Source organism: Janibacter sp. A1S7 (assembly GCF_037198315.1).
GTDB classification, from domain to species: Bacteria; Actinomycetota; Actinomycetes; order Actinomycetales; family Dermatophilaceae; genus Janibacter; species Janibacter alittae.
The window spans coordinates 530832-555273 of sequence record NZ_CP144913.1 but is presented as its reverse complement, the minus strand read 5'-3'; the positions used below and the strand labels follow the sequence as shown (position 1 = coordinate 555273).

Genomic DNA, 24442 nt, shown 5'->3' with positions numbered 1-24442 from the left:
TCCGGGGGGCCTCACGGTCGCCGAGCGACCAGCGGCCCCCCGGACGTTAGACCTCCTCGACGCTGCTCGGCTCGCGCCGGGACAGGTCGATGCCGAGTTCTTCCGCGGCGCGGAAGACGTCCTCCTCGTTGTCGCGCATCTCGATGGTGCCGCCCTCGGAGTTGAGCACCTCCACGTTCAGGCAGAGGGACTGCATCTCCTTGATGAGCACCTTGAAGGACTCCGGGATGCCGGGCTCGGGGATGTTGTCCCCCTTGACGATGGCCTCGTAGACCTTGACGCGACCGGTCACGTCGTCGGACTTGATCGTCAGCAGCTCCTGCAGCGCGTAGGAGGCGCCGTAGGCCTCGAGGGCCCACACCTCCATCTCGCCGAAGCGCTGGCCACCGAACTGGGCCTTACCGCCGAGGGGCTGCTGGGTGATCATCGAGTACGGCCCCGTGCTGCGCGCGTGGATCTTGTCGTCCACGAGGTGGTGCAGCTTGAGGATGTACATGTAGCCGACGGAGACCGGGTCCTCGTACGGCTCGCCGGTCCGGCCGTCGAACAGGTTGGCCTTGCCCGAGGCACCGATGAGCCGATCGCCGTCACGGGTCGGCAGCGTCGAGTCCAGGAGACCGGTGATCTCCTCCTCCTCGGCACCGTCGAAGACCGGGCTGGCGACGCGGGTGTTCGGCGGGGCCTGACGTGCGTCCTGCGGGATCATCTCGGCCCACTCGGGGTTGCCCGCGATCTCCCAGCCGCGACTGGCTGCCCAGCCGAGGTGCAACTCGAGGATCTGGCCGATGTTCATGCGGCCGGGCACACCGAGCGGGTTGAGCACGACGTCGACCGGCGTGCCGTCCTCCAGGAAGGGCATGTCCTCGACCGGCAGGATCTTGGAGATGACACCCTTGTTGCCGTGGCGGCCGGCGAGCTTGTCGCCGTCGGTGATCTTGCGCTTGTTGGCCACGTAGACGCGGACCAGCTGGTTGACACCCGGGGGAAGCTCGTCGCCCTCGTCCTTGTCGAAGACCTTGACGCCGATGACCGTTCCGGTCTCGCCGTGCGGGACCTTCATCGAGGTGTCGCGGACCTCGCGCGCCTTCTCACCGAAGATCGCCCGCAGCAGCCGCTCCTCCGGGGTCAGCTCGGTCTCACCCTTGGGGGTGACCTTGCCGACGAGGAGATCGCCGTCGCGGACCTCGGCACCGATGCGGATGATGCCTCGCTCGTCGAGGTCGGCGAGGACGTCGTCCGACACGTTCGGGATGTCCCGGGTGATCTCCTCCGGGCCGAGCTTGGTGTCACGGGCGTCGACCTCGTGCTCCTCGATGTGGATCGAGGAGAGGACGTCGTCCTGCACCAGGCGCTGGCTGAGGATGATGGCGTCCTCGTAGTTGTAGCCCTCCCACGGCATGAACGCCACGAGCAGGTTGCGGCCCAGGGCCATCTCGCCGCCGTCGGTCGCGGGGCCGTCGGCGATCAGCTGGCCGGCCTCGACACGGTCGCCCTCGGAGACCATGACGCGCTGGTTGTAGCTGTTCCCCTGGTTGGACCGGTTGAACTTCATCATCTTGTAGGTCCGGCTGCCGCCATCGTCCTGCAGCACGGTCACCAGGTCGGCGGACACCTCGGTGACGACACCGGCCTGCTCGGCGCGGACGACGTCACCGGAGTCGAGCGCGGCGCGGTGCTCCATGCCGGTGCCGACGAAGGGGGCCTCCGCCTGGACGAGCGGCACGGCCTGACGCTGCATGTTCGCGCCCATGAGGGCGCGGTTGGCATCGTCGTGCTCGAGGAAGGGGATCATCGCCGTCGCGGCAGAGACCATCTGCTGCGGGGAGACGTCCATGTAGTCGATGTCCTCGGCCGGGACCTGGTCGACCTCACCACCGCGCGTACGGGCGAGGACCCGCTCCTCGCGGAAGTGACCGTCGTCCTGCAGGACGGCGTTCGCCTGGGCGACGACGACCTTGTCCTCCTCGTCCGCGGAGATGTAGACGATCTCGTCGGTGACGCGACCCTCCACGACCTTGCGGTACGGGGTCTCGATGAACCCGAAGGCGTTGATCCGTCCGTAGCTCGCGAGCGAGCCGATCAGACCGATGTTCGGGCCCTCAGGGGTCTCGATCGGGCACATGCGGCCGTAGTGCGAGGTGTGGACGTCACGGACCTCCATCTGGGCACGGTCGCGGCTGATGCCACCCGGGCCCAGCGCCGAGAGGCGACGCTTGTGCGTCAGGCCCGACAGCGGGTTGTTCTGGTCCATGAACTGCGACAGCTGGCTGGTGCCGAAGAACTCCTTGATGGAGGCGACGACCGGCCGGATGTTGATCAGGGTCTGGGGCGTGATCGCCTCGACGTCCTGGGTGGTCATCCGCTCGCGAACGACGCGCTCCATCCGGGACAGGCCCGTACGGATCTGGTTCTGGATGAGCTCGCCGACGCTGCGGAGGCGACGGTTGCCGAAGTGGTCGATGTCGTCCACCTCGACGGGGACGTCGACCTCCTCACCGTTGCGCACGCCCGGGAGGGTGGGCTGGTCGGCGTGCAGGGCGACGAGGTACTTCAGCGTCGCGACGACGTCGTCGAGTGTGAGCACGGACTCGCTGAGCTCGACCCCGCGTCCCAGCTTGCGGTTCATCTTGTAGCGACCGACCTTGGCCAGGTCGTAGCGCTTGGGGTTGAAGTAGAGGTTGTCGAGCAGGTTCTGCGCGGCCTCACGGGTGGGCGGCTCGCCCGGGCGCAGCTTGCGGTACATGTCCAGCAGAGCGGCGTCCTGGTCCTCGACCGTGTCCTTCTCGAGGGTGGCGCGGATCGACTCGAACTCGCCGAACTCCTCGAGGATCTCCGAGGAGGTCATGCCCAGGGCCTTGAGCAGGACGGTGACCGACTGCTTGCGCTTGCGGTCGACACACACACCGACCATGTCGCGCTTGTCGACCTCGAACTCCAGCCAGGCACCGCGGCTGGGGATGACCTTCGCCGAGTAGATGTCCTTGTCGGAGGTCTTGTCCGGGGTGCTCTCGAAGTAGACACCCGGGCTGCGCACGAGCTGGGAGACGACGACACGCTCGGTGCCGTTGATGATGAAGGTGCCGCGGTCGGTCATGAGCGGGAAATCGCCCATGAAGACCGTCTGGCTCTTGATCTCGCCGGTCTCGGCGTTCATGAACTCGGCCGTGACGAAGAGCGGCGCCGAGTAGGTCTGGTCGCGCTCCTTGCTGTCATCGACGGAGTACTTCGGCTCCTCGAAGCGGCTCTCCCGGAAGGAGAGGCTCATCGAGCCGGAGAAGTCCTCGATCGGCGAGATCTCCTCGAAGATCTCCTCCAGTCCCGAGCGCTCGGGCACGTCGCGGCGCCCGGCCTCGATGGCTTCGGCGACACGCTCCTGCCACTTCTCGTTGCCGAGGAGCCAGTCGAAGCTCTCGGTCTGCAGCGCAAGGAGATCGGGGACTTCGAGGGGCTCGCGGATCTTCGCGAAGGACAGACGGCCACTGGCAGTCTGTGCGGTGGACATCGGGGAAGCGGTGCGCGAGGCAGCCAAGGATGGATCCTTCCACGGGCCGAGAGAGTCGGGCGACGGTGCACAGCCACCAACCGCGACCTCGATCGGCCACTCCACACACCTCAGCGCTGAGGGGATTCGAGCGATCCGACGGGGGCCACGACAGGAGAAGGGCAGCGCAAAGCGACAGTCTAGATGCACAAGTGCACGGGTGTCCAACCCGGTCGAGCCGACGGCTCGAGGGTGGTCCATGACGGTGCGCGCCGGACGGCGCGTCGCCAGATGATTCGACGCCATGAGAATGGACGACGACGCGGGCGACGTCAAGGGACCGCGCGGCGGGTCGCGCCCATGTTGTGGCCCACCACCCCCTTCGCCCTCCGCCTAGGGTGGCCCCCATGAACCCCCGAGCCGCTCTCCGGCGTCGTCGCAGGCGCAGCGCCGGTCGCTGGGTACGACGGACTGCCGCCGCCGCTCTCGGCACCCAGTTGGTCACGGCCGCAGGGCTGCTCGCGTTCGACTCCATCCGTCGCCGCGACCGTCCGCACCGGGAGTTCCCGCGCGCCCCCGCCCGTGCGCTGCCCGTCCCCGGGGGCGAGGTGCGCATCTTCACCTACGGCGAGGACCTCTTCGCGGACATGCTCGCCGACATCGCCGCGGCGAAGGAACGCGTCTTCTTCGAGTCCTACATCTGGAAGGGCGACGTCGTCGGGGAACGCTTCCGCGATGCCCTCGTCGCCGCGCACGAGCGCGGCGTCGAGGTGTACGTGGTCTTCGACGAGTTCGCCAACCTGGTGGTGCCGCCGTCCTTCTACGCATCGCTGCCCGACGGCATCCACGTGCTGCGCCACCCCCTGGTCTCCGGGGGCCCGACCTTCTTCATGCCGCACAACTGGGGCCGCAACCACCGCAAGCTGCTCGTCGTCGACGACACGGCCGCCTACGTCGGCGGCTACAACATCGGCGGCCTCTACGCGACGAAGTGGCGCGACACCCACGCCCGCTTCGCCGGCGAGATGGTCGTCGAGCTCGAGAACGCCTTCGTCGACTACTGGAACGACCAGAACGGCCGACCGGTACTCCCCCAGCCCCGCCGACGCACGTGGAGCCGCACGACACGCGTGCACCGCAACGTGCCGACCGACCACGTCTACCCGATCCGCAACATGTACCTCGAGGCAATCGACCGGGCGCAGCACCACATCTACCTGACGCAGGCCTACCTCATCCCCGACGCGGCGTTCACCCGCAGCCTCGTCAACGCGGCCCTGCGCGGCGTTGACGTGCGGATCATCGTCCCGCACTACAGCAACCACATCGTCGCGGACTGGCTCTCCCGGGTGAGCTACCACACCCTCCTCGAGGCGGGCGTGCGGCTGCTGCGCTTCGAGAACGCCATGGTCCACGCGAAGACCGCCACGATCGACGGGGTGTGGTCGACGATCGGCACGGCCAACATCGATCGTCTCTCGCTCGCCGGCAACTTCGAGGTCAACATGGAGATCCTCGACCCCGAGGTCGCCGCCCACCTCGAGCGGGTCTTCGAGCTGGACTCCGGCACCTGCACCGAGCTGACACTCCAGGAGTGGACGGCGCGGCCCATGATCAACCGGGTCACCGAGGGCATCCTCTCCCCCTGGCGCCCCCTGCTCTGACGTCCGCGGGACACGACGCAGGGCGGGTCGCACCTCGGTGCGACCCGCCCTGCGGCAGATCCGTGGTTCCCCGTCAGTGACGGGGAGGGATCACTTGAGCTCGACGGTGGCGCCGGCCCCCTCGAGGGCCTCCTTGGCCTTGTCGGCCGCGTCCTTGTCGACCTTCTCCACGATCGGCTTGGGAGCGCCGTCGACGAGGTCCTTGGCCTCCTTGAGGCCGAGGCTGGTGAGCGCGCGGACCTCCTTGATGACCTGGATCTTCTTGTCGCCGGCAGCCGTGAGGATGACGTCGAACTCGCTCTGCTCCTCGGCTGCGTCGGCGTCGTCGCCGCCGCCCGCCGGGGCGGCACCCGCAACGGCAACCGGCGCCGCGGCGGTGACCTCGAAGGTCTCCTCGAACTGCTTGACGAACTCGGAGAGCTCGATCAGGGTCATCTCCTTGAAGGCCTCAAGGAGCTCGTCGGTGCTGAGCTTCGCCATGATGGGCGTCCTTTCTGCTGAGTTTGCGCCGTGAGTGGCGTGATGTGGTTGGGCTCAAGGCGTGGCGCCTCAGGCCTCGTCGCCACCCTCGGGGGTGGATTCGGTGGCAGGCTCGGCCTCGGCGGCCGACTCCTGCGGTCCCTGCTCCTGAACCTTCTGGCGCAGCGCATCGACGACCCGAGCGGTCTGCGACAGCGGTGCGTTGAAGAGCTGAGCGGCCTGGGACAGCTGGGCCTTCATGGCCCCAGCAAGCTTGCCCAGGAGCACCTCGCGCGACTCGAGCTGCGCGAGCTGGTCGATCTGCTCCGGCGAGAGCGGGTTCCCGTCAAAGATCCCGCCCTTGATCACCAGGAGGGGGTTCTCCTTGGCGAAGTCACGCAGACCCTTGGCAGCCTCGACGGGGTCGCCCTCGACGAAGGCGATCGCGTTCGGGCCGACGAACTGGCCCTCGAAAGCGGACTCGACGCCCGCCTCCTTGGCAGCGCGCGCGGTCAGCGTGTTCTTCACCACGGAGTAGGTGGCGTTGCCACGGAGGTTCTTGCGCAGTTGCGCGAGCTGGTCCACGGTCAGACCGCGGTACTCCGTGAGAACGGCCGCACCGGAACTGCGGAACTTCTCCGTCAGCTCGGCAATGGCGGCGTCCTTCTGAGCGTTCGCCATGCGGGCCTCCCTTCTCGTGTGGTGCCACCGGGTCGGCCCGGACAAGAGAAGAGCCCCGGCACAGGGCACGGGGCACAAGGCGCACACGCATGGTGTGGCTCGCAAATCGTGGCCTGCGCTGGTCGCCCGCTCGTGGCGGAACCTTCAGTTCCTTCCCGATGGGCAGGAACAACCGGCGGTCAGTGGTCGGGATCAACGATAGGGGCCGCCGGCCCGCTGGTCAAAACGGGTCCGGCGGCCCCGAGTCGTCATTGCGAGGACGAGGAGCCGGAGCCGGGGGGCCCATCCCGGGTGGGCACCTCCAGGGTGCCTACCGTGCCCTTCGGCGGGGCCTCGACGGAGACGTCCTCACCCCAACTCGAGTAGGCGACGTCGAGCGTGGCCTGACCCGCCTTCGTCGTGGCCTCGACCGGGAGGTCGCCCTTGTCGACGACCAGCGTCGTCGTGGTCTTCCGGGCCTGCTGGGCGGCCATCGCGGCCCCCTGCTCGTCCCCGGCGTCCTTGGCCTGCTGCTCGAGGACAGCGCCCATCTGCTTCTTCGACAGGGCGATCTCGTAGGTGACCCTGTCGTCCTCGACCTTCGTCACCTCGGCCTTCGCGTCCTCCGCACCGTCGATCGCAGCGAGCGGGTTCCTCAGGTCGGTCATGGCCGTCATCGAGCTGGCGAGCTGTTGATCCTGCGGCTTCTTGCTCTCCGGGTCGGCCTTGATCCAGGTCTTGCCCTTCTGCGTGACCTCGGGCGAGGGCGCCTTGAGGTAGTGCACCCCGTCGACCACCCGGAGGTCGACGGGCTGTCCTCCCGTCGTGCCGGTGACGCTGGCCGCCTCGGTCTTCCCGAGCTGGAAGTCCCCCTCGAGCTCGACACCGTCGGACTCCGCCTTCATCGACCCGGTCCCGGCGTCCCTCATCGCCGCGTCCACGTCCGTGCTGAGCGCGTCCAGTTCGACGCTGTCACCCTCGCTGACGGCAGCTCCGGAGCTGCCGCACCCTGCGAGTGCGATGAGCGTTGCCGCGCCGATGAGTGTCGCGGTCGTCGTTCTCTTCATCGTCGGATCGTCCTTTTCGTCGTGGATGGCCGTCGCGCGGCCGTGCCCCCTCAGGGTGGCCACCCGGGCTGGGCGGCACCTGAGCGCGCCGTGCACACCGCGTGTGCCACCGGATGGAGACGCCGAAGGGGGCGCCGATCCCACGATCGGGACCGGCGCCCCCTTCGTCAGGGCGGACCGGGTCTCACTCTGCGGCGGCCGACTCCAGGGCAACCGGGGTGGACTCCTCGAGGAGGTCCTTGGTCCGCGAGGCGTCGAGCTGGATGCCCGGACCCATCGTCGTGCTCAGGGTCGCCTTGGAGATGTAGCGACCCTTGGCGGCGGACGGCTTGAGCCGCAGGACCTCGTCGAGCGCGGACTGGTAGTTCTCCACCAGCGCCTTCTCGTCGAAGCTCGCCTTGCCGATGATGAAGTGGAGGTTGGCGTGCTTGTCGTTGCGGAACTCGATCTTGCCGCCCTTGATGTCGGAGACGGCCTTGGCCGTGTCCATCGTGACGGTGCCGGTCTTCGGGTTCGGCATCAGGCCGCGCGGGCCCAGGACCTTGCCGAGACGACCGACCTTGCCCATGAGGTCAGGGGTGGCGACGACGGCGTCGAAGTCCATCCAGCCGCCCTGGACCTTCTCCAGCATGTCGTCGGAACCCACGTGGTCGGCGCCGGCCGCGAGGGCGGCGTCCGCCTTGTCGCCATTGGCGAAGACGAGGACCCGGGCGGTCTTGCCCGTGCCGTGGGGCAGGTTGACCGTGCCGCGGACCATCTGGTCGGCCTTGCGGGGGTCGATACCGAGGCGGAAGACGACCTCGACGGTCTCGTCGTACGAGGTGCGTGCGGTCTCCTTGGCGAGGCGGATCGCCTCGAGGGGGCCGTAGACGACGTCCTCGTTGATCTTGCCCGCTGCGGCGCGGTAGGCCTTGCTGCGCTTCATGAGTGCTCCTTGGTGGTGATGGAGGTGTGGTCGGGGCCAGCGCCGGCCCTCCCACGGCTGTCACCCGAATGGTCGGGTTCGAGCACGGTCATTCTCTCGCTCGTCCTCGGGCTCCGCTTCGGTCGACCGCTCGTTCCGCCCACGCTGAACGTGGGACCCATGCGGCCGACCTCCCCGGCGCCCGTCGTCAGAGCTCGGTCTCGATGCCCATCTGACGCGCGGTGCCGGCGACGGTCTTCATCGCGGCGTCGAGGTCGAGGGTGTTGAGGTCGGGCATCTTGGTCTCGGCGATCTCGCGGATCTGGTCCTTGGACAGCTTACCGACCTTGGTCTTGTGCGGCTCGCCGGAGGCCTTCTTGACCCCCGCTGCCTTCTTGATCAGCTCGGCGGCCGGCGGGGTCTTCGTGATGAAGCTGAAGGACCGGTCCTCGTAGACGGTGATCTCGACCGGGACGACGTTGCCACGCATGTCCGCCGTGGCGTCGTTGTACGCCTTGACGAACTCCATGATGTTGACGCCGTGCTGACCCAGCGCCGGACCGACCGGCGGAGCCGGGGTGGCCGCGCCCGCCTGGATCTGGAGCTTGATGTAGCCGGCGATCTTCTTCTTGGGAGGCATGCTGCGTTCCTACTTTCGTCGTGTGGGCCCACGCCGTGGGCGATGACCCGGTTGCAATGGATTCCTGACCATCCGGGGGTTGCCACCCCCGGGGATCAGAGCTTGGCCACCTGGTTGAAGCCGAGCTCGACCGGGGTCTCCCGGCCGAAGATGGAGACGAGGACCTTCAACTTCTGGGCCTCGGGGAGGATCTCGGAGATCGTCGCGGGCATGGTCTCGAACGGGCCCTCCATGACGGTGACGGACTCCCCGACCTCGAAGTCGACATCGATCGGAGCCGAGGCGGTCTGGCCGTCCTTGGCCGGGGTGCCGGCCGCGGCCGCGGCGGCGGGCTTGTCGAGATCAGCGGGCTTGAGCATCGTGAAGACCTCGTCGAGGCCCAGCGGCACCGGGTTGTGGGCGTTGCCGACGAAGCCGGTGACGCCCGGCGTGTGCCGAACGGCGCCCCACGACTCGTCGGTGAGGTCCATGCGCACGAGGCAGTAGCCGGGCATGCGCGGCTGCTTGCGCGTCTTCTTCTGGCCGCTCTTGATCTCGGTGACCTCGTCGATGGTCACCGCGACCTCGAAGATGTACTCCTCCATGTCGAGGTTCGCGATGCGCGTCTCGAGGTTGTGCTTCACGCGGTTCTCGTAGCCGGCGTAGGTGTGGATCACGTACCAGTCACCCCACTTGGAGGCGAGGTCGTCCTTGAAGGCCTGGACCGGGTCATCGGTGTCCTCGGGCAGCAGGTCGCCGTCCTCGTCCTCGGTCACCGGCGCGGCGGCAGCAGGCTCGTCGTCGCCGTCCGCGGCGTCGACCCCTGCTGCATCGGTGGGCTGCTCGGAGACCTCCTCGAGGGACTCCTCGGCAGCACGGGCATCGTCCGCCTCCTGCGCGGTGGGCAGGTCGGCCGGGGGCTGAGCGGCTCGCTCGGCCTGCTCGGCAGCGATCGCGCTCGAGCCCTCGGTCTCCTGGGGATCGGGGGTCTGAGCCTGGTCGGACATGACCTGATTTCCTCACTTCGACTTCGATCGACGGCGCTCGGGGCGCCCGGTAATGCGGCGTGGTGGTGGCGGCGTCAGCCGCCGAACACCCAGAGCACGGCCCGGGTGAACACCGCATCCAAGCCAGAGATGTAGGCGATCATCACCACGACGAAGACGATCAGCACCAAGGTGTAGTTGATCAGCTCCGACCGCGTCGGCCGGACGACCTTGCGCAACTCGTCGATGACCTGGGCGATGAACAGACCGACCGAACCGAACAGCCGCGAGATGGGGTTGCCGCCCTTCTGGCCGCGCCGCGCGTTGGTCGGCTGCGCTCCGAGCTGGCTCACGTCATCTCTTCTCGTCCGGGTCGTCGTGCTCTGCACGTCTGCGGGTGTTGCCAGGCGTGCAACGCAGGGCAGGAGGGACTCGAACCCCCAACCGCCGGTTTTGGAGACCGGTGCTCTACCAATTGAGCCACTGCCCTTCGGACCGCCACGGTTGGGGCGACGATCCGTGGCTGACCCGGGTCGACGTCCGCGTGCGGGCACGCCGGACAGTCTGGCCGAAGTCAACCGAGGAACAACTGTACGTCACCGAACACCCGCACCGCGAACTCGGCAGAAGTGGAAGACTGGCCGCCGTGACTTCCGCGAATGACGCTCGCCCCCTGCCCGATCTGTCCGTCGAGGAGCTCGACTCCCTCGCGACGGGCCTCCGCGATGCCCACGCCGCCCAGGCCGCGAAGGGCGTGACGCTCGACGTGACCCGCGGCAAGCCGAGCGCGGCCCAGCTCGACCTGGCCGACGCGATGCTCTCGCTGCCGCGCTCGACGACGGACCGCTCGGGCACCGACGTGCGCAACTACGGCGGCCTGGACGGGCTCGCCGAGCTGCGTGAGATCTTCGCCGAGCTGCTCGGGGTCGACGTCGACCAGCTCATCGCCGGTGGCAACTCCTCCCTGACGATGATGCGCGACGTCCTGGTCGACCTGCTCTTCTTCGGTGCCATCGACTCCCCGCGCCCGTGGGTGCAGGAGGAGAAGGTCACCTTCATCTGCCCGGTTCCCGGCTACGACCGCCACTTCGGGCTGCTCGAGGACCTGGGCATCGAGATGGTGACCGTCCCGATGACCCCGGACGGACCGGACGTGGACGCGGTCGCCCGGATCGCCGCCTCGGACCCGTCCGTCAAGGGGATGTGGATCGTGCCCACCTACGCCAACCCCACCGGCGCGACCTGCACCCAGGAGGTCGCCAGCCGGCTGGCCGCCATGGAGACGGCCGCCCCGGACTTCAAGATCCTGTGGGACAACGCCTACGCGATCCACCACCTCACCGAGGCCGAGACCAAGAGTGCAGACATCCTGTCGCTGGCCTCCTCGGCGGGGAACCCGCACCGCGCGGTGATGTTCGCATCCACCTCCAAGGTCACCTGGGCCGGAGCCGGAGTCGCCTTCCTCGCCTCCTCGCCCCAGCAGGTGACGTGGTACCTCACCCACCTCGGCAAGGGCTCGATCGGCCCGGACAAGGTCAACCAGCTGCGCCACGTCGAGTTCTTCGGTGACGCCGATGGTGTGCGGGCGCACATGGACAGGCACCGCGAGATCCTCGCGCCGAAGTTCGCCGAGGTCGACCGGGTGCTCGCCGAGCGACTGGGTGGGCGTGCGGTGGCCACGTGGAACGCCCCGGCCGGGGGCTACTTCGTCAACCTCGACGTCCTGCCCAGCACCGCCTCGCGCGTGGTGGCCCTGGCCAAGGAGGCCGGGCTCTCGCTCACGCCGGCGGGCGCGTCCTTCCCCTACGGTGACGACCCCGACGACACCAACATCCGACTGGCCCCGACGATGCCGCCGATGGAGGAGCTGACCGAGGCGATGGAGACCGTCGCGACCTGCGTGCTCCTCGCGGCGACGGAGAAGCTGACCGCACGCGACTAGAAGGAGTCCGCATGTCCGAGTCCGAGAACCTCGACACCGACCTGACGAGCTACAGCCTCGACGACGAGGACCAGCTCGATCCCGAGACCGCCATGACGGGGTCCGGTGAGCAGGAGACGCCGGACGTGGTCGACACGAGCTACTCCCCGCCGGACTCGCCACGCGGGTCGCTCGCCCACGGCACGACGGCCACCGAGCAGACCCAGGACGAGACGATCGACGAGCGCATCAAGCAGGAGCTGCCGGATCCCAACTCGGCCGCAGGCGCCCCCGACAACGAGTCGGGGCTCGACGAGGACCGCGTCGGTGGCGCGGACCCCGACTCGATCCCCGCGGACCAGGACTGGTCGGGTGGCCCAGAGGTCGGTGGGCAACGCTCCGGCCGGCTCGCGAGCGACGACGCAGGCGTCGGCGAGGACACCGAGAAGGAGTTGTGGGCCGAGGACGTCGGCATCGACGGGGGCGCCGCGTCGGCGGAGGAGGCAGCCGTGCACCTCCTCGACGAGGAGACCGGCGACGGAGAGCAGAGCTGACCGGCTCCGGCCGGGACCTGCGGGACCTGCGAGAGCTGCCCAAGGCCCACCTGCACCTCCACTTCACGGGCTCGATGCGCGTGCAGTCGGTCCGCGACCTGGCGGCGGAGCAGGGAGTGCGCCTGCCGCGCGTGCTCTACGAGGGCTACCCGCCGCTGCTGTCCGCGGCCGATGAGCGCGGGTGGTTCCGCTTCCAGCGGCTCTACGACTCCGCCCGGCACGTCGTGCGCGGCGAGGAGGCGATGCGCAGGGTCGTGCGCGAGGCCGCTCTCGACGACGGGGCGGAGGGCTCCCACTGGCTGGAGATCCAGGTCGACCCGACCTCCTACGCCCCCTTCGTCGGCGGCATCACCCCGGCGATGGAGATCGTCCTCGACGAGGCCGCGTCGGTGAACGCCACCGCCGCGGAGAGCGGCTCGGCCCGGGTCGGGGTGCTCATGGCTGCCAGCCGCACCCGGCACCAGCTCGAGGCGCGCACCCTCGCGCGTCTGGCCAAGAACCTGGCCGGCCCCGGCGGGGTGCTCGGCTTCGGCCTGTCCAATGACGAGCGACGGGCCGATACGACCGACTTCACGAAGGCCTTCCGCATCGCCGAGGATGCCGGTCTGCTGCTCGTGCCGCACGCTGGTGAGCTGCTCGGTGCGGACGCGGTGGTCGAGACCCTCGCGGCACTGCGCCCCCACCGCCTCGGGCACGGGGTGCGCAGCGTGGAGGACCCGAGGGTCCTGACAGCCGTCGTCGAGGCGGGCGTGGCCCTGGAGGTCTGCCCCGGTTCCAACGTCTCGTTGGGTGTCTACGACGCCCTCGACGAGGTGCCGCTGCGCACGCTCATCGACGCCGGCGCGACGATCGCCCTCGGCGCCGATGACCCGTTGCTCTTCGACTCGCGGTTGCTCGACCAGTACGAGACCGCGCGTGCGGTCCACGGCCTCGACGATGCCCAGATCGCGGAGCTGGCCCGCAGCTCCTTCCGCGCCAGCGCGGCTCCGGCCGACGTGGTGACCGCGGCGATGGCCGACATCGACGCGTGGCTGGCGGCGCCCCCTTCGCCGTGACGTCAACTCCGCACGATCCCGAACGGTTGCGGACCGAGGGCGGACCTCAGAGGCAGTGGCCGACGAAGACCGGCTCGTTGACCAGGGTGACCCCGAAGGCCGTCTGCACGCCGTCACGGACCTCTCGGGCCAGGGCCGCGACGTCCGCTGCGGTGGCGTCCCCACGGTTGGTCACCGCCAGCGTGTGCTTCGTCGACAGCGCGGCCGGCCCGGGCATCGCGTAACCCTTGGTGAAGCCGGCCTTGTCGATCAACCACGCCGCGCTCGTCTTGGTCCGGCCCTGACCTGCCGGGAAGGTCGGTGGCACCGGACCGGCGGGCCCGAGTCGCTCGACGGCCCGCGCCAGGAGCGCGTCCATCTCCCCCGTCGGCAGGATGGGGTTGGTGAAGAAGGACCCGCAGCTCCACGTGTCGTGGTCGTCGGCGTCCAGGACCATGCCGCGCTTGCGACGCTGGGCGAGCACCGCGGCGCGGGCGTGCGCCAGCAACACCCGCTCGCCCTGCTCCACCCCCAGGTGGGTGGCCAGGTCGGCGTAGGCGATCGGTGCGGACAGGCCACCGAGACCGAGCCGGAAGGTCACCTCAAGCACGACGTACCGACCCGTGGCCTTGAAGATGGAGTTGCGGTAGGTGAACCCGCACTCGTCGTTGGTGAAGACGCGCTCCCGCATCTCCTCGCGGTCCCACGCCACGACCCGGGAGATCGTCTGCGCAACCTCCTGGCCGTAGGCGCCGACGTTCTGCACGGGCGTCGCCCCGGTCAGTCCGGGGATCCCGGAGAGCGCCTCGACGCCGGACCAGCCCTCGGCCACGGCTCGGGCGACGACGTCGTCCCAGACCTCACCGGCGGCGACGGTCACCTCGACGGTGCCGTCTGCCGGGTGGGCGGCTCGGACCCCCTTCGTCGCGATGCGCACGGCGGTGCCGTTGAAGCCCTCGTCCGCGATCACGAGGTTCGACCCTCCGGAGACGAGCAGAAGGGGGGTCCCCGCCTCGTCGACTGCCCGCACCGCCTCGACGACCTCCTCGGCCGTCTCCGCGGTGACCAGTGCGGTGGCAGGCCCGCCGACCCGCATGGTCGTCAGCGGCGCCAGCTCGGCGCCGTGCTGGGGTGCCGTCATCAGCCCAGCTGCACGGTCGCGCGGCAGCGGCCCAGGACCTTCTCACCCGAGCTGGTCACGGTGAGCTCCACGACACCCTGCTTGGTCTCCGCGTCGAGGGACTTGACGGTGCCGGTGACGTCGATGCTCGTGCCGCCGTCGTGCGGTACGACGACGGGCTTGGTGAAGCGGGTGCCGTAGTCGAGGATCCGGCCCGCGTCCCCGACCCAGTCGGTGACGAGCTGGATGGCGGCCCCCATCGTCCACATCCCGTGGGCGATGACGTCGGGCAGCCCGACGGACGTGGCGGTCCGCTCGTCCCAGTGGATGACGTTGCGGTCGCCGGAGGCGCCCGCGTAGTGGACCAGGGTGGCCCGGGTCACCGGGATGCTGCGGGAGGGCAGGCTCTCGCCCTCGCTGACGTCGGCGAACTGACGCAGGGTCTGCTCACTCATGGTCACTCCCCTCCCCTGATGACGATCGTGGACCGGCTCGTCGAGACCGGCTGGTCGTCGGCGTCGATGATCTCACTGCGCATGGTGACCATCTGGTGGCCACCGGCGGCACGGACGGAGTCGATGTGCAGGATCCCCCGCAGCTCGTCACCGGCGACGATCGGGCGGTGGTGGGTGAAGCGTTGCTCACCGTGCACGACGCGGGTGTAGTCGACGCCCGCCTCGGGGTCGGCGACGAACTGTCGGTCGGTGCGCTGGCCGGGGATGACCGCGAAGGTCGGCGGGGCCACCAGGTCGGTGTACCCGGCTGCACGAGCCGCCTCGAGGTCGTGGTGGACCGGGTCGCTCGCGCCCACGGCCTCGGCGAAGTCGCGGATGTGCTCGCGCCCGACGGCGAAGGGTGGGGTGGGCGGATAGCTGCGCCCCAGGAAGTTCTCGTTCACGGCCATGTCGGTCAGTCTAGGCAGGTGGGGTCGGGCTGAGGAGCCCCGGCACGTTCACGTCCCTACCGACTCAGCCCGGGCAGAGTCGGCAGGGAGGCCGGACGGCGCCGAGCAGCACGGAAGCGGCCGCCGAGCGAGTGCTCGGCGGCCGCTTCCGTGCTGGTGCGGGGCGCTGGACCTCAGCGGGTCTCGCGGTGCGGCGTGTGGGTGCGGCAGCGCGGGCAGAACTTCGCCAGCTCCAACCGGTCGGGGTTGTTGCGGCGGTTCTTCTTGGTGATGTAGTTCCGCTCCTTGCACTCCGTGCACGCCAGGGTGATCTTCGGGCGGACGTCGGCGCTCTTCGTGGCCACGGTAGGAACCTGCTCTCAACACTTCATCGGTGGTACTCGCCCGCGCCGGTCTGCGCTGGCGGGAGGTACGCGGTGCATGCCCACGTCAGCGGACACAACACATCGACGCACAAGATTAATCCACGATGCGCCCGGACCGGAAATCGAGCGGTCGAGGCGCACCGTGGGGTTTGCGTAGCGGGAGGGGGGCTCGATCCCCCGACCTCACGATTATGAGTCGTGCGCTCTAACCAGCTGAGCTACCCCGCCTTGGCGGTCGACCTGTGCACGGCACGGGCCGGACCCGAGCCCCCTGTCGGAATCGAACCGACGACCTTTTCCTTACCATGGAAACGCTCTGCCGACTGAGCTAAGGGGGCATGCCCTCCGCGGCGCCTGCGCCACGGTGACAACCTCGGGAGAGATTACACGGCCCACCCTCAACTCATGAAATCGGTGGCCTGCCGTCGCGCTCCGTCGGGTCGGGCCGTCAACTCACGGCGCCGGGACGTCCGTGACGAGCTTCTCCGCGTGCCGTCGCAGGTGGGCCGGGATGGACGTCGGCCGCCGGGTCGTCGCGTCGACGAAGACATGGGCCGAGGTGGCCAGTGCGACCAGGACGCCGTCACTCTGCCGCACGAGTGCGCACTCCCAGCGCACGCTGGTGCGCCCCACCGACAGGGCGCGCAGACCGACCTCGAAGACGTCCGGGTAGGACATCTCGGCAAGGTAGCGGCACCCGGTCTCGGGGATGAGGTTGATCGTGCCGCCACCCTGCGCGACGTCGAAGTCGTGCGCCTTGAGCCAGTTGTTGATCGTCGTGTCCATCACCGAGTAGTGGACGGCGTTGTTGACGTGGCCGAACTGGTCGTTGTCGTTCCATCTCGTGGGCACGCAGACCCAGTGCCGGTACGACTCGCGTCGGAAGGTCTGGCTCATGTCAGCCATCCTGCACCGGTGTCCCGTCGGGGCGCCACAGGCCCGAGGCCCCCCGTCGATGGCTGTCGACGAGGTGGGTGTCGACGATGCCGACCGCCTCCATGAGCGCGAAGGCCGTCGTCGGTCCGACGAAGGAGAATCCGCGGCGCTTGAGCTCCGTGGCCATCGCCCGCGACTCGTCGGAGGTGGTGGGGACCTGCGCCATCGTGCGTGGCGCCGGGCTGCGCCGCGGACGGAAGGACCAGACCAGGCGAGGCAGACCCCCTTCGCCACGAAGGGAGATGGTCGCCGCGGCATTGCGGATCGTCGCCTCGATCTTGGCCCGATTGCGGATGATGCCCGCGTCCTGCAGGAGCCGCGCGCGGTCCTCCTCGTCGAAGAGCGCCACGGTGTCGGGGTCGAAGTCGGCGAAGGCCGCGCGGAAGTTCTCCCGCTTGCGCAGGATCGTCGCCCACGACAGCCCGGACTGGAATGCCTCGAGGCTGAGCCTCTCGAAGAGCCCGCGCTCGTCGTGCACGGGCATGCCCCACTCGGTGTCGTAGTACTCCTGCAGCAGGGGGTCGCTGCCGGCCCACGGGGGTCGGGCCAGCCCGTCCTCGCCCACGATCACGTCCATGCCCGCATGGTGCCACCGACCGCACGTCGTCCGAACGCGCACCCGTGTCCCGGGGCTTCGGGACACCGGTGCCGACGAGACCGACGGCCTCGCGTGGTGACGAGCACGACGAAGGCCCCCGGATGCTCCCGGGGGCCTTCGTGCACGTGGGTGGCAGGTGAAGGATTCGAACCTTCGTAGGGATAACCCGACGGATTTACAGTCCGTTTCCATTGGCCGCTCGGACAACCTGCCGTGTGCGCATGAAAGGGTAGCAAGGAGATCCGGCATCTACGCAATCGAGTCCCGAGGAGCCCGAGCACCATGGCCAGCAGCAGCTTCGACATCGTCAGCAAGGTCGACCGACAGGAGGTCGACAACGCACTCAACCAGACCGCCAAGGAGGTCTCCCAGCGGTACGACTTCAAGGGTGTCGGTGCCTCGATCGAGTGGAGTGGGGACAATGTCGTGATCAAGGCCAGCAGCGCGGACCGCGTCCTGGCCGTGCTCGACGTCTTCGAGTCCAAGCTGGTCCGGCGCGGCGTCTCGCTGAAGAACATCGACTTCGGCGACAAGGAGCCGCAGGCCTCGGGCAAGGAGTACGTCCTGGCCGGCCCGACGAAGGAGGGCATCGACCAGGACAACGCGAAGAAGATCTCCAAGATCATCCGCGACGAGGGTCCCAAGGGCATCAAGCCGCAGATCCAGGGCGACGAGCTGCGCGTGACCGGCAAGTCCCGCGACGACCTGCAGGAGATCATCTCCCTGCTCAAGGGCAAGGACCTCGACGTCGCCCTGCAGTTCACCAACTACCGCTGATGACGGGGCGAAGGGAGGCTCCCACCCGCGGGTGGGAACCTCCCTTCGTCATGGGTGGCTCAGGTGGGGCTGGGCACGCTCTCCTCGACCCGGAGCACGGGGTGAGCGCGGTCGTGGGTCGCCAGCCGCCGGCGCAGCAACGGTACGAGCAGCAGGCCGATCGCTGTCGCCCCGACGAGCACCCACAACCCCGAGGAGGGTGACCCGGTCGCCTGCTCCGACAGGCCGAAGGCGTAGGGCCCGACGAACGCACCCGTCAGGCCGATGGTGTTGACGAAGGCCAGGCCTGCGGCGGCGGCCACCCCGCCGAGCCGAGCCATGAGGACCGACCAGTACAGCGGTTGGACACCGACGATGAAGAGCATCGTCAGGCTGAGGATGATCATCTGCGCCACGGGGTTGGCCACGACGATGAAGGCCAGGGCGCTGGCAATGGCCGCGGCCGTCGTGACGCCGATGAGCCGCACCTCGGTGCCGGGGCCCCTCGCGAGCACGCGCGGGACGACGACGACACCGATGACGGCTCCGATCCCGACCACGCCGGAGATCAACCCGATCATGAAGCTGTCGGTCACGTCCATCGCCTCGACGATCGAGGGCACGAAGAAGATCACGCCGTACGTCGCGATCTGGTTCATGAAGTAGATCGCGGCGATGGTCAGCAGGAAGGGCTTGGCCATGGCATTGCGCACGATCGCGCCGGGTCGGGCCTCGACGTGGACCCCCTGCTCACCGACGGCTCGTCGTGTCAGCTCGTCCGCCTCCTCGGCGTCGAGCCACGGTGCCTTCTGCGGCGAGTCCGGCAGCAGGAAGAAGATCAGCACACCCAGCAGGACCGTCGGGATGCCCTCGAGGACGAAGAGCCACTGCCAGCCGTGCAGACCGCCGAGACCGTCCATCTTCATCAGCGCGCCACCGATGGGGTTGGCCACGATGAAGGCCACGGACGACGCGGTGAGGATCAGACCGACGGCAGTGGCCCGGTCCTTCTGCGCGAACCACGTGGTGATGAGGTACAGGATCCCCGGGTAGAGGCCCGCCTCGGCGGCACCGAGCAGCAGCCGCAGCACGTAGAAGACCGTCGGGCTGGAGATGAACATCATCGTCATGGTGATCAGACCCCAGGTCACCGCGATCCGGCTGATCCAGACCTTCGCCCCGATCTTGTGCAGGAGCAGGTTGCTCGGCACCTCGAGCGCCGCGTAGGTGATGAAGAACAGCCCGGCCCCGAGGCCGTACGCCGCGGCATCGATCCCGGCGTCGAGCTCCAGGGAGGTCTTCGCCAGCCCGACGTTGGTGCGGTCGACGAAGGCCATGAAGTAGGCAGCCATCAGCAGTGGCACCAGGCGCAGGAAGGCCTTCTTCGTCGCCCGCGCGTGCACCATGTCCGACGTCGTTGTCGGTGAAGTCATGGAGTCTCCTAAGTTGAATGGTAATTCGAGTTCATATTGAGATGAGTCAACTCCCGTGTCAAGCGTCATCAGACGCCGGTGGGACGACGGGAGTCGGGCCCTCAGGAGCGGGCGGCGAGTTCCTCCGCGCGTCCGAGGAGCTCCGGCTTGCGGATCTTCCCGGTGTCGGTGAGCGGGAAGTGCGCGAGCACCTCGACGAGCGGGACCTTGTAGCCGGCCATCTCCCCGCCCGCCCACTCCTGGAGCACGTCCGCGGTGGCCGACGAGCCGTCACGCAGACTGACGAAGGCGACCGGCCGCTGCCCGGTGACCGCGTCGTCGGCGGGCACCACGGCCACCGAGGCGACTTCCGGGTGGCTGGCGAGCATCATCTCCACCTCGGCGGGGAAGACGCTCATGCCGTTCACCTTGATCATGTCCTTGGTCCGGGCGAGGTAGTGCAGGCAGCCGTCCTCGTCGAGGTAACCGGTGTCACCCGTGTGCAGCCATCCGTCACGCAGCTGCTCTGCGGTCGCTGCGGGATTGCGCCAGTAGCCGGTCATCACCGAGGGACTGCGCAGGAGGATCTCCCCTGACTCGCCGAAGGCCATCGGCTCCGCGGTCACCGGGTCGACGACGACCACGTCCGTGCCGGGCACGGGCAACCCGCAGAAGACCGGTTCGCTGAGCAGGTCGTGGTCTCCCTCGTGCAAGCCGTACGGGACGACGTCCACGGTGTGGCTCTCGGTCATGCCGTAGGACCCCTCCCGCAGCACCGAGCCCGGGCCGACCACCTGCGACCACCGTCGACGGATCTCGGGGGTGAGCTTGCGGATGAAGGACATCGCCATGGGCGCGGTGAAGGAGTCGAGGTCACGCTCGCCGACCCCCGGCACCTCGAGGATGTCGAGATAGCTCTCCACGGTGGCGGCGGTCGTCGTCACCCGATGGCGCTCGACGAGGTCGACGACCGTGGCCGCGTCCCACCGCTCGAGCAGTACCGTCGTCCCACCCATGACGAGCGGGATGAGGACGCCCAGGTCCTCCCCCGCGATCCAGAAGACGGGGATGAAGCACAGCGAGACGACGTCGGCGCCGTCCAGACCGTTGGCTCCCGAGGCACTCACCGCCGTGTAGACCATGTGCCGCTGGGTGTGTTCGCACCCCTTGGGCAGGCCCGTCGTCCCGCCCGTGTAGTTGAGGGCGGCGAGCGCGTCGAGGTCGCGCGCCGGTTCGCGCAGCGGTTGCGCGGCCGCGGTGTCGGCCCAGCGCACCACCTCGACACCGTCGACGCAGGGAAGGGGGTCTCCCTCCCCGGCGAGGACCACGACCGTGCGCACCTGCGCCTCAGCCGCGGCGTCGCAGAGCCGTTGCGCAAGGGCGGCGCTCGTCAGGACGACGCTCGCCCCGGAGTCGTCGAGCTCGTGGACGAGCTCCGTGTGCCGGAACATCGGGTTCACCGGCACGTGGACGCAACCGGCCCGTAGCGTGCCGAGGAAGGCGACGACGAACTCGGGGACGTTGCCCAGGTGCACGCCGACGCGCTCGCCGGGCGCCACCCCCTTCGCCCGCAGCCAGCCGGCCCACCGGGCGTGCCGGTCGGCGAGGTCCCGGTAGTCGATGACGAGGTCGTCATGGACCACGGCCGCGCGCTCCGGCCGCCGCTGCGCCCAGGCGTCGACGTACTCCGGGACGGTGAGGTCTCCCAGAGGGTGGACGACATCGCGGGGCGTGCCCGCGGGGCGGACCCGATCCTGCCGACGACGGATGTCCTCGAGGTGCTGGGTGTGGTTCACTGCTCGCTCCTTGGTCACCAGGTGTCGACGTACCGCGTCGGCACGTCTCGCGGGCCCGATGACGACATCGCGGTGAGGACCCACTGCCGGGTGTCCACGGGGTCGATCACGTCATCGAGCTCGACGACGGCCGCGGCGTTGACCGCCCGTCCTCGCTCGTACAGGTCCGCGAGGAGTCGTTGCTCCAGGGCGCGGCGCTCGACCGGGTCGGCGACCGCGTCGAGCTCACGTCGGAAGCCGAGGCGCACCGCCCCCTCGAGGCCCATCCCACCCACCTCACCCGTGGGCCAGGCGAGGGTTGCCGCCGGCCGCCGGAAGCTGCCCGCCGCCATCGCCTGCGCGCCGAGGCCATAGGCCTTGCGCAGGACGACGGTGACGATCGGCACCCGCAGGTGGGCACCGATGACGAAGAGCCGCGCGAAGTGGCGCACCGTGGCGGTCCGCTCGTGGTCCGGTCCGACCATGAAGCCCGGTGTGTCACACAGGGAGAGAACCGGCAGGCCGTGTGCGTCGCACAGCTGGAGGAAGCGGGCGAGCTTGTCCGCGGCCGGGGCGTCGATCGCACCGCCGAGGTGGCGCGGGTTGTTGGCCACGAGCCCCATCGGCCGTCCCTCGATGCGCACGAGCGCGGTGATGACCCCCGGGGCGAAGCCGGCGCGCAGCTCGAGGACCGAGCCCTCGTCCGCCAGCGCGGTGATCGCCGCTCGCACGTCGTAGGCCCGGACCCGGTTCTCCGGGACGATGTGGCGCAGCGCCCGTTGGTCGGCCGCGGTCCACTCCTCGCGCCCGCCCTGGAAGTACCCGAGATACTGCTGGGCCACGGCGACCGCCTCGGCCTCGTCACGCACCACCACGTCCACGACGCCGTTGCTGCCCTGCACCTCGATCGGCCCGACCTCCTCGGGGGCGAAGTCGCCCAGTCCGCCGCCCTCGATCATCGCCGGACCACCCATGCCGATCGTCGAGTCACGGGTGGCGATGATGACGTCGCAGCAGCCCAGGAGGGCGGCGTTGCCGGCGAAGCACCGTCCTGCGGCGATGCCGATCGTCGGGACGAGACCGCTGAGACGACCCATCGTGGCGAAGGTGGGCACGTCCAGCCCACTGGCCACGGTCGTGTCGGTGTCTCCCGGGCGGCCGCCACCTCCCTCGGCGAAGAGGACGACGGGTAGGCGCTGCTGCTCGGCGATCTCGAGGAGACGGTCGGTCTTCTTGTGGTTGAGGTAGCCCTGCGTGCCGGCGAGGACGGTGTAGTCATAGGCCAGCACCGCACAGCGGGTGTCCTGAGCGGTCGTGGACGCGGTGACCCGGCCGATCCCGGTGACGATCCCGTCCGCAGGCGTGCTCGCGATGAGGTCCTCCTCGCTCCGTCGCGCCCGTTGGGCCGCGACCGCGAGGCCGCCGTACTCGACGAAGCTGCCCTCGTCGACGAGATCGGCGACGTTCTCCCGCGCGGTCCGCTGCCCGCGCCCGTGGCGCTTGGCGACCGACTCCGGGCGTGCCTCGTCCAACCGGCGTTCGCGTCGCTGCCGCAGCCGGGTGAGGTCGGCGCGCTCGGCGTCGAGGTCGGGCCCGCTCTCCGCCTCCGCGGCGCCCGACTGGCGCGAGGAGGGGCGGAGCCGGACGAGCAGGTCGTCGGGCACGGTGCTCGCACCGGGACGTGCCCGCACGGCCGTCACCACACCGGAGGCAGGTGCGGGCAGGAGGTGCTCCATCTTCATCGCCTCGAGGACGACGAGCGGATCCCCGGCGTTGACCGCCTGTCCCTCCTCCACCAGGACGGTGACGACCGTCCCGGCCATCTCGGCGAGGACCTCGCCCTCGACGCCGACGCCACTCGGCGCGGCGTGGGCAAGGCCGGCCTGCCCGAGCCACTGCGTCGTCACCGCCCACGTCGCGACATCGTCGTGCTCGAGCACCTCGTGCAGCAGGGGCAGGTTGGTCGCGATCCCGCGGACCTCGCACTCGACGACGGCCTGCCGTGCCTTGCGGAGCGCACCGGTGAATCCGCCATGACCGTGCGTGACGAGCTTGGCCACCAGGGAGTCGAAGGCACCGTCCACCCGGGTCCCCTCGACGAGGTGGGTGTCGACGCGCACGCCCGGACCGGCGGGCAGGGAGAGTCTGCCGACGACGCCGTGGGCCGGCAGCGCCTCGCCGCTCGTGCCGATCCGCTCAGCGGCCACCCGCAGCTCGACCGCCGACCCGTTGATCGACGGGGGTGCACCGAGACCGAGGTCCCCGAGGGTCTCGCCCGAGGCGAGTCGCAGCTGGGCCAGGACGAGGTCGACTCCCGTGACGCACTCGGTCACCGGGTGCTCGACCTGCAGGCGCGGGTTGACCTCGATGAACCACCAGCGACTCGGGTCGTCCGCATCGACGAGGAACTCGACGGTCGCCAGCCCGCAGTAGCCACGGCCCGCGATGAGCCGCACGGCCGCGTCGTGCAGAGCAGTGCGGACCGCCCCGGGCAGCCCGGGCGCCGGCGCCACTTCGACGACCTTCTGGAAGCGGCGCTGGAGGGAGCAGTCCCGCTCACCGAGGTGGACCACTCCCCCTTCGCCGTCGGCCGCGACCTGGACCTCGATGTGGCGGGCGCGCTCGACGTAGAGCTCGACGAAGAGGTCTGCGGAGCCGAAGCTGCGCTCGGCCTCCGAGCCGGCGCGCTGCCAGGCCAGCGTCAGGGACTCACCGGCGGGGACCGGGCGCATCCCGCGCCCACCGCCACCCGCGGCCGCCTTGATCATCACGCCCGCCGGATGGTGGCTCGCTGCGAACGCGGCCGCCTCCTCCTCGGTGACCCCGACCGGGGTGGCCGGCAACACCGGCACCCCGGCTTCAGCCGTCGCTGCCCGCGCCCGCCCCTTGTCACCGAAGAGCTCCAGCAACTCGGCGTCGGGCCCGACGAAGGTCACACCGGCCTCCGCGCACGCCCGGGCCAGTACCGGGCTCTCGCTGAGGAACCCGTAACCGGGATGCAGCATCGTGCACCCGTGCTCGGTGGCGCCGGCGACGAGCGCCTGCGCATCGAGGTACGCGGCCGCGCCCTCACCGGGCAGGACGTGCACCGCCGTCGCCAAGCGGGCGGCGAGCGAGTCCGTCTCCGCGCGGGTCACGGCCACGACGGCCTCGTGCCCCGCCTCCAGGGCGGCCCGGACGAGCCGGACGGCGATCTCTCCACGGTTGGCGACGTAGACGGACACGGG

General features: G+C 69.5%; 22 protein-coding genes and 4 tRNA genes. 5 read left to right on the top strand and 21 right to left on the bottom strand.

The genetic code is table 11. The features are described 5' to 3' along the window. Window positions 1-46: 46 nt before the first annotated feature. Entirely contained in the window at window positions 47-3529 is a 3483-nt protein-coding gene (gene rpoB / locus V1351_RS02720) for a DNA-directed RNA polymerase subunit beta (RefSeq protein WP_338750482.1), read from the bottom strand. A gap of 359 nt (window positions 3530-3888) precedes the next feature. Here rpoB and V1351_RS02715 point away from each other — a divergent pair, with 359 nt between their 5' ends. Then, window positions 3889-5145 (top strand): phospholipase D-like domain-containing protein, encoded by a 1257-nt coding sequence (locus V1351_RS02715; protein ID WP_338750480.1) that lies wholly within the window; start codon window positions 3889-3891, stop codon window positions 5143-5145. 90 nt (window positions 5146-5235) lie between these two features. Here the strand turns inward: V1351_RS02715 and rplL are convergent, their stop codons facing one another. From rplL to V1351_RS02675, 8 genes are all read right to left on the bottom strand, one after another. Continuing rightward, window positions 5236-5625 carry a 50S ribosomal protein L7/L12 gene (gene rplL / locus V1351_RS02710; RefSeq protein ID WP_338750478.1) on the bottom strand — a complete coding sequence of 130 codons (390 nt, stop codon included), beginning with the start codon at window positions 5623-5625 and terminating at the stop codon, window positions 5236-5238. A gap of 69 nt (window positions 5626-5694) precedes the next feature. Then, a complete protein-coding gene (gene rplJ, locus V1351_RS02705; protein WP_338750476.1) occupies window positions 5695-6285 on the bottom strand; it encodes a 50S ribosomal protein L10 in 591 nt (196 codons plus the stop codon). A gap of 248 nt (window positions 6286-6533) precedes the next feature. Next, the gene (locus V1351_RS02700; protein WP_338750474.1) at window positions 6534-7331 is read right to left on the bottom strand and encodes a hypothetical protein; all 798 of its coding nucleotides are present in this window, start codon (window positions 7329-7331) and stop codon (window positions 6534-6536) included. A gap of 184 nt (window positions 7332-7515) precedes the next feature. Next, window positions 7516-8256: a 50S ribosomal protein L1 gene (gene rplA, locus V1351_RS02695; RefSeq protein ID WP_338750472.1), complete on the bottom strand. Its 741-nt coding sequence runs from the start codon at window positions 8254-8256 to the stop codon at window positions 7516-7518. Window positions 8257-8443: 187 nt separating this feature from the next. Beyond that, entirely contained in the window at window positions 8444-8875 is a 432-nt protein-coding gene (gene rplK, locus V1351_RS02690; protein ID WP_338750470.1) for a 50S ribosomal protein L11, read from the bottom strand. 95 nt (window positions 8876-8970) lie between these two features. Then, complete coding sequence (nusG, locus tag V1351_RS02685; RefSeq protein ID WP_338750468.1) at window positions 8971-9861, bottom strand: transcription termination/antitermination protein NusG; 891 nt, start codon at window positions 9859-9861, stop codon at window positions 8971-8973. Between the two features lie 74 nt (window positions 9862-9935). After that, window positions 9936-10193, bottom strand: a complete 258-nt coding sequence (gene secE / locus V1351_RS02680; protein ID WP_338750465.1) for a preprotein translocase subunit SecE — start codon at window positions 10191-10193, stop codon at window positions 9936-9938. A 64-nt stretch (window positions 10194-10257) separates the two neighbouring features. Next, a tRNA-Trp gene (locus tag V1351_RS02675) sits at window positions 10258-10330 on the bottom strand. 156 nt (window positions 10331-10486) lie between these two features. Between V1351_RS02675 and V1351_RS02670 the strand changes: the two genes are divergently transcribed. The 3 genes from V1351_RS02670 to V1351_RS02660 are packed head-to-tail and all read left to right on the top strand — an operon-like array spanning window position 10487 to window position 13370. After that, entirely contained in the window at window positions 10487-11782 is a 1296-nt protein-coding gene (locus tag V1351_RS02670) for an aminotransferase class I/II-fold pyridoxal phosphate-dependent enzyme (RefSeq protein WP_338750463.1), read from the top strand. Window positions 11783-11793: 11 nt separating this feature from the next. Further along, window positions 11794-12315: a DUF5709 domain-containing protein gene (locus V1351_RS02665; protein WP_338750461.1), complete on the top strand. Its 522-nt coding sequence runs from the start codon at window positions 11794-11796 to the stop codon at window positions 12313-12315. Window positions 12316-12332: 17 nt separating this feature from the next. Next, window positions 12333-13370, top strand: a complete 1038-nt coding sequence (locus tag V1351_RS02660) for an adenosine deaminase (RefSeq protein ID WP_338752432.1) — start codon at window positions 12333-12335, stop codon at window positions 13368-13370. 46 nt (window positions 13371-13416) lie between these two features. Here the strand turns inward: V1351_RS02660 and V1351_RS02655 are convergent, their stop codons facing one another. The 9 genes from V1351_RS02655 to V1351_RS02615 form a co-directional block, all read right to left on the bottom strand. Beyond that, window positions 13417-14490, bottom strand: coding sequence for a UDP-N-acetylmuramate dehydrogenase (locus tag V1351_RS02655; RefSeq protein WP_338750459.1), 1074 nt, complete (start codon window positions 14488-14490; stop codon window positions 13417-13419). After that, window positions 14490-14924 carry a MaoC family dehydratase gene (locus V1351_RS02650; RefSeq protein ID WP_338750457.1) on the bottom strand — a complete coding sequence of 145 codons (435 nt, stop codon included), beginning with the start codon at window positions 14922-14924 and terminating at the stop codon, window positions 14490-14492. The genes V1351_RS02655 and V1351_RS02650 overlap by 1 nt, the downstream gene beginning before the upstream one ends. Before the next feature lie 2 nt (window positions 14925-14926). Then, window positions 14927-15373 carry an FAS1-like dehydratase domain-containing protein gene (locus V1351_RS02645; RefSeq protein WP_338750456.1) on the bottom strand — a complete coding sequence of 149 codons (447 nt, stop codon included), beginning with the start codon at window positions 15371-15373 and terminating at the stop codon, window positions 14927-14929. A gap of 173 nt (window positions 15374-15546) precedes the next feature. Further along, window positions 15547-15717 carry a 50S ribosomal protein L33 gene (gene rpmG / locus V1351_RS02640; RefSeq protein WP_338750454.1) on the bottom strand — a complete coding sequence of 57 codons (171 nt, stop codon included), beginning with the start codon at window positions 15715-15717 and terminating at the stop codon, window positions 15547-15549. A gap of 175 nt (window positions 15718-15892) precedes the next feature. Then, window positions 15893-15966 (bottom strand) — tRNA-Met (locus V1351_RS02635). Between the two features lie 37 nt (window positions 15967-16003). Further along, a tRNA-Thr gene (locus tag V1351_RS02630) sits at window positions 16004-16076 on the bottom strand. A 115-nt stretch (window positions 16077-16191) separates the two neighbouring features. Further along, complete coding sequence (locus V1351_RS02625; RefSeq protein ID WP_338750452.1) at window positions 16192-16635, bottom strand: acyl-CoA thioesterase; 444 nt, start codon at window positions 16633-16635, stop codon at window positions 16192-16194. A 1-nt stretch (window position 16636) separates the two neighbouring features. Further along, window positions 16637-17251: a DNA-3-methyladenine glycosylase I gene (locus V1351_RS02620; protein WP_338750450.1), complete on the bottom strand. Its 615-nt coding sequence runs from the start codon at window positions 17249-17251 to the stop codon at window positions 16637-16639. A gap of 151 nt (window positions 17252-17402) precedes the next feature. Continuing rightward, window positions 17403-17485 (bottom strand) — tRNA-Tyr (locus V1351_RS02615). Between the two features lie 69 nt (window positions 17486-17554). On the opposite strand from V1351_RS02615, the gene V1351_RS02610 reads away from it, so the two are divergent. After that, complete coding sequence (locus V1351_RS02610) at window positions 17555-18049, top strand: YajQ family cyclic di-GMP-binding protein (protein WP_338750448.1); 495 nt, start codon at window positions 17555-17557, stop codon at window positions 18047-18049. Window positions 18050-18108: 59 nt separating this feature from the next. Here V1351_RS02610 and V1351_RS02605 read toward each other — a convergent pair whose 3' ends face one another. From V1351_RS02605 to V1351_RS02595, 3 genes are all read right to left on the bottom strand, one after another. Then, on the bottom strand, window positions 18109-19461 hold the full coding sequence (locus tag V1351_RS02605) for an MFS transporter (RefSeq protein WP_338750446.1): 1353 nt from the start codon (window positions 19459-19461) through the stop codon (window positions 18109-18111). A gap of 101 nt (window positions 19462-19562) precedes the next feature. Then, the gene (locus V1351_RS02600) at window positions 19563-21236 is read right to left on the bottom strand and encodes an AMP-binding protein (RefSeq protein ID WP_338750444.1); all 1674 of its coding nucleotides are present in this window, start codon (window positions 21234-21236) and stop codon (window positions 19563-19565) included. Window positions 21237-21250: 14 nt separating this feature from the next. Then, on the bottom strand, window positions 21251-24439 hold the full coding sequence (locus V1351_RS02595) for a carboxyl transferase domain-containing protein (protein ID WP_338750442.1): 3189 nt from the start codon (window positions 24437-24439) through the stop codon (window positions 21251-21253). Window positions 24440-24442 lie beyond the last annotated feature (3 nt).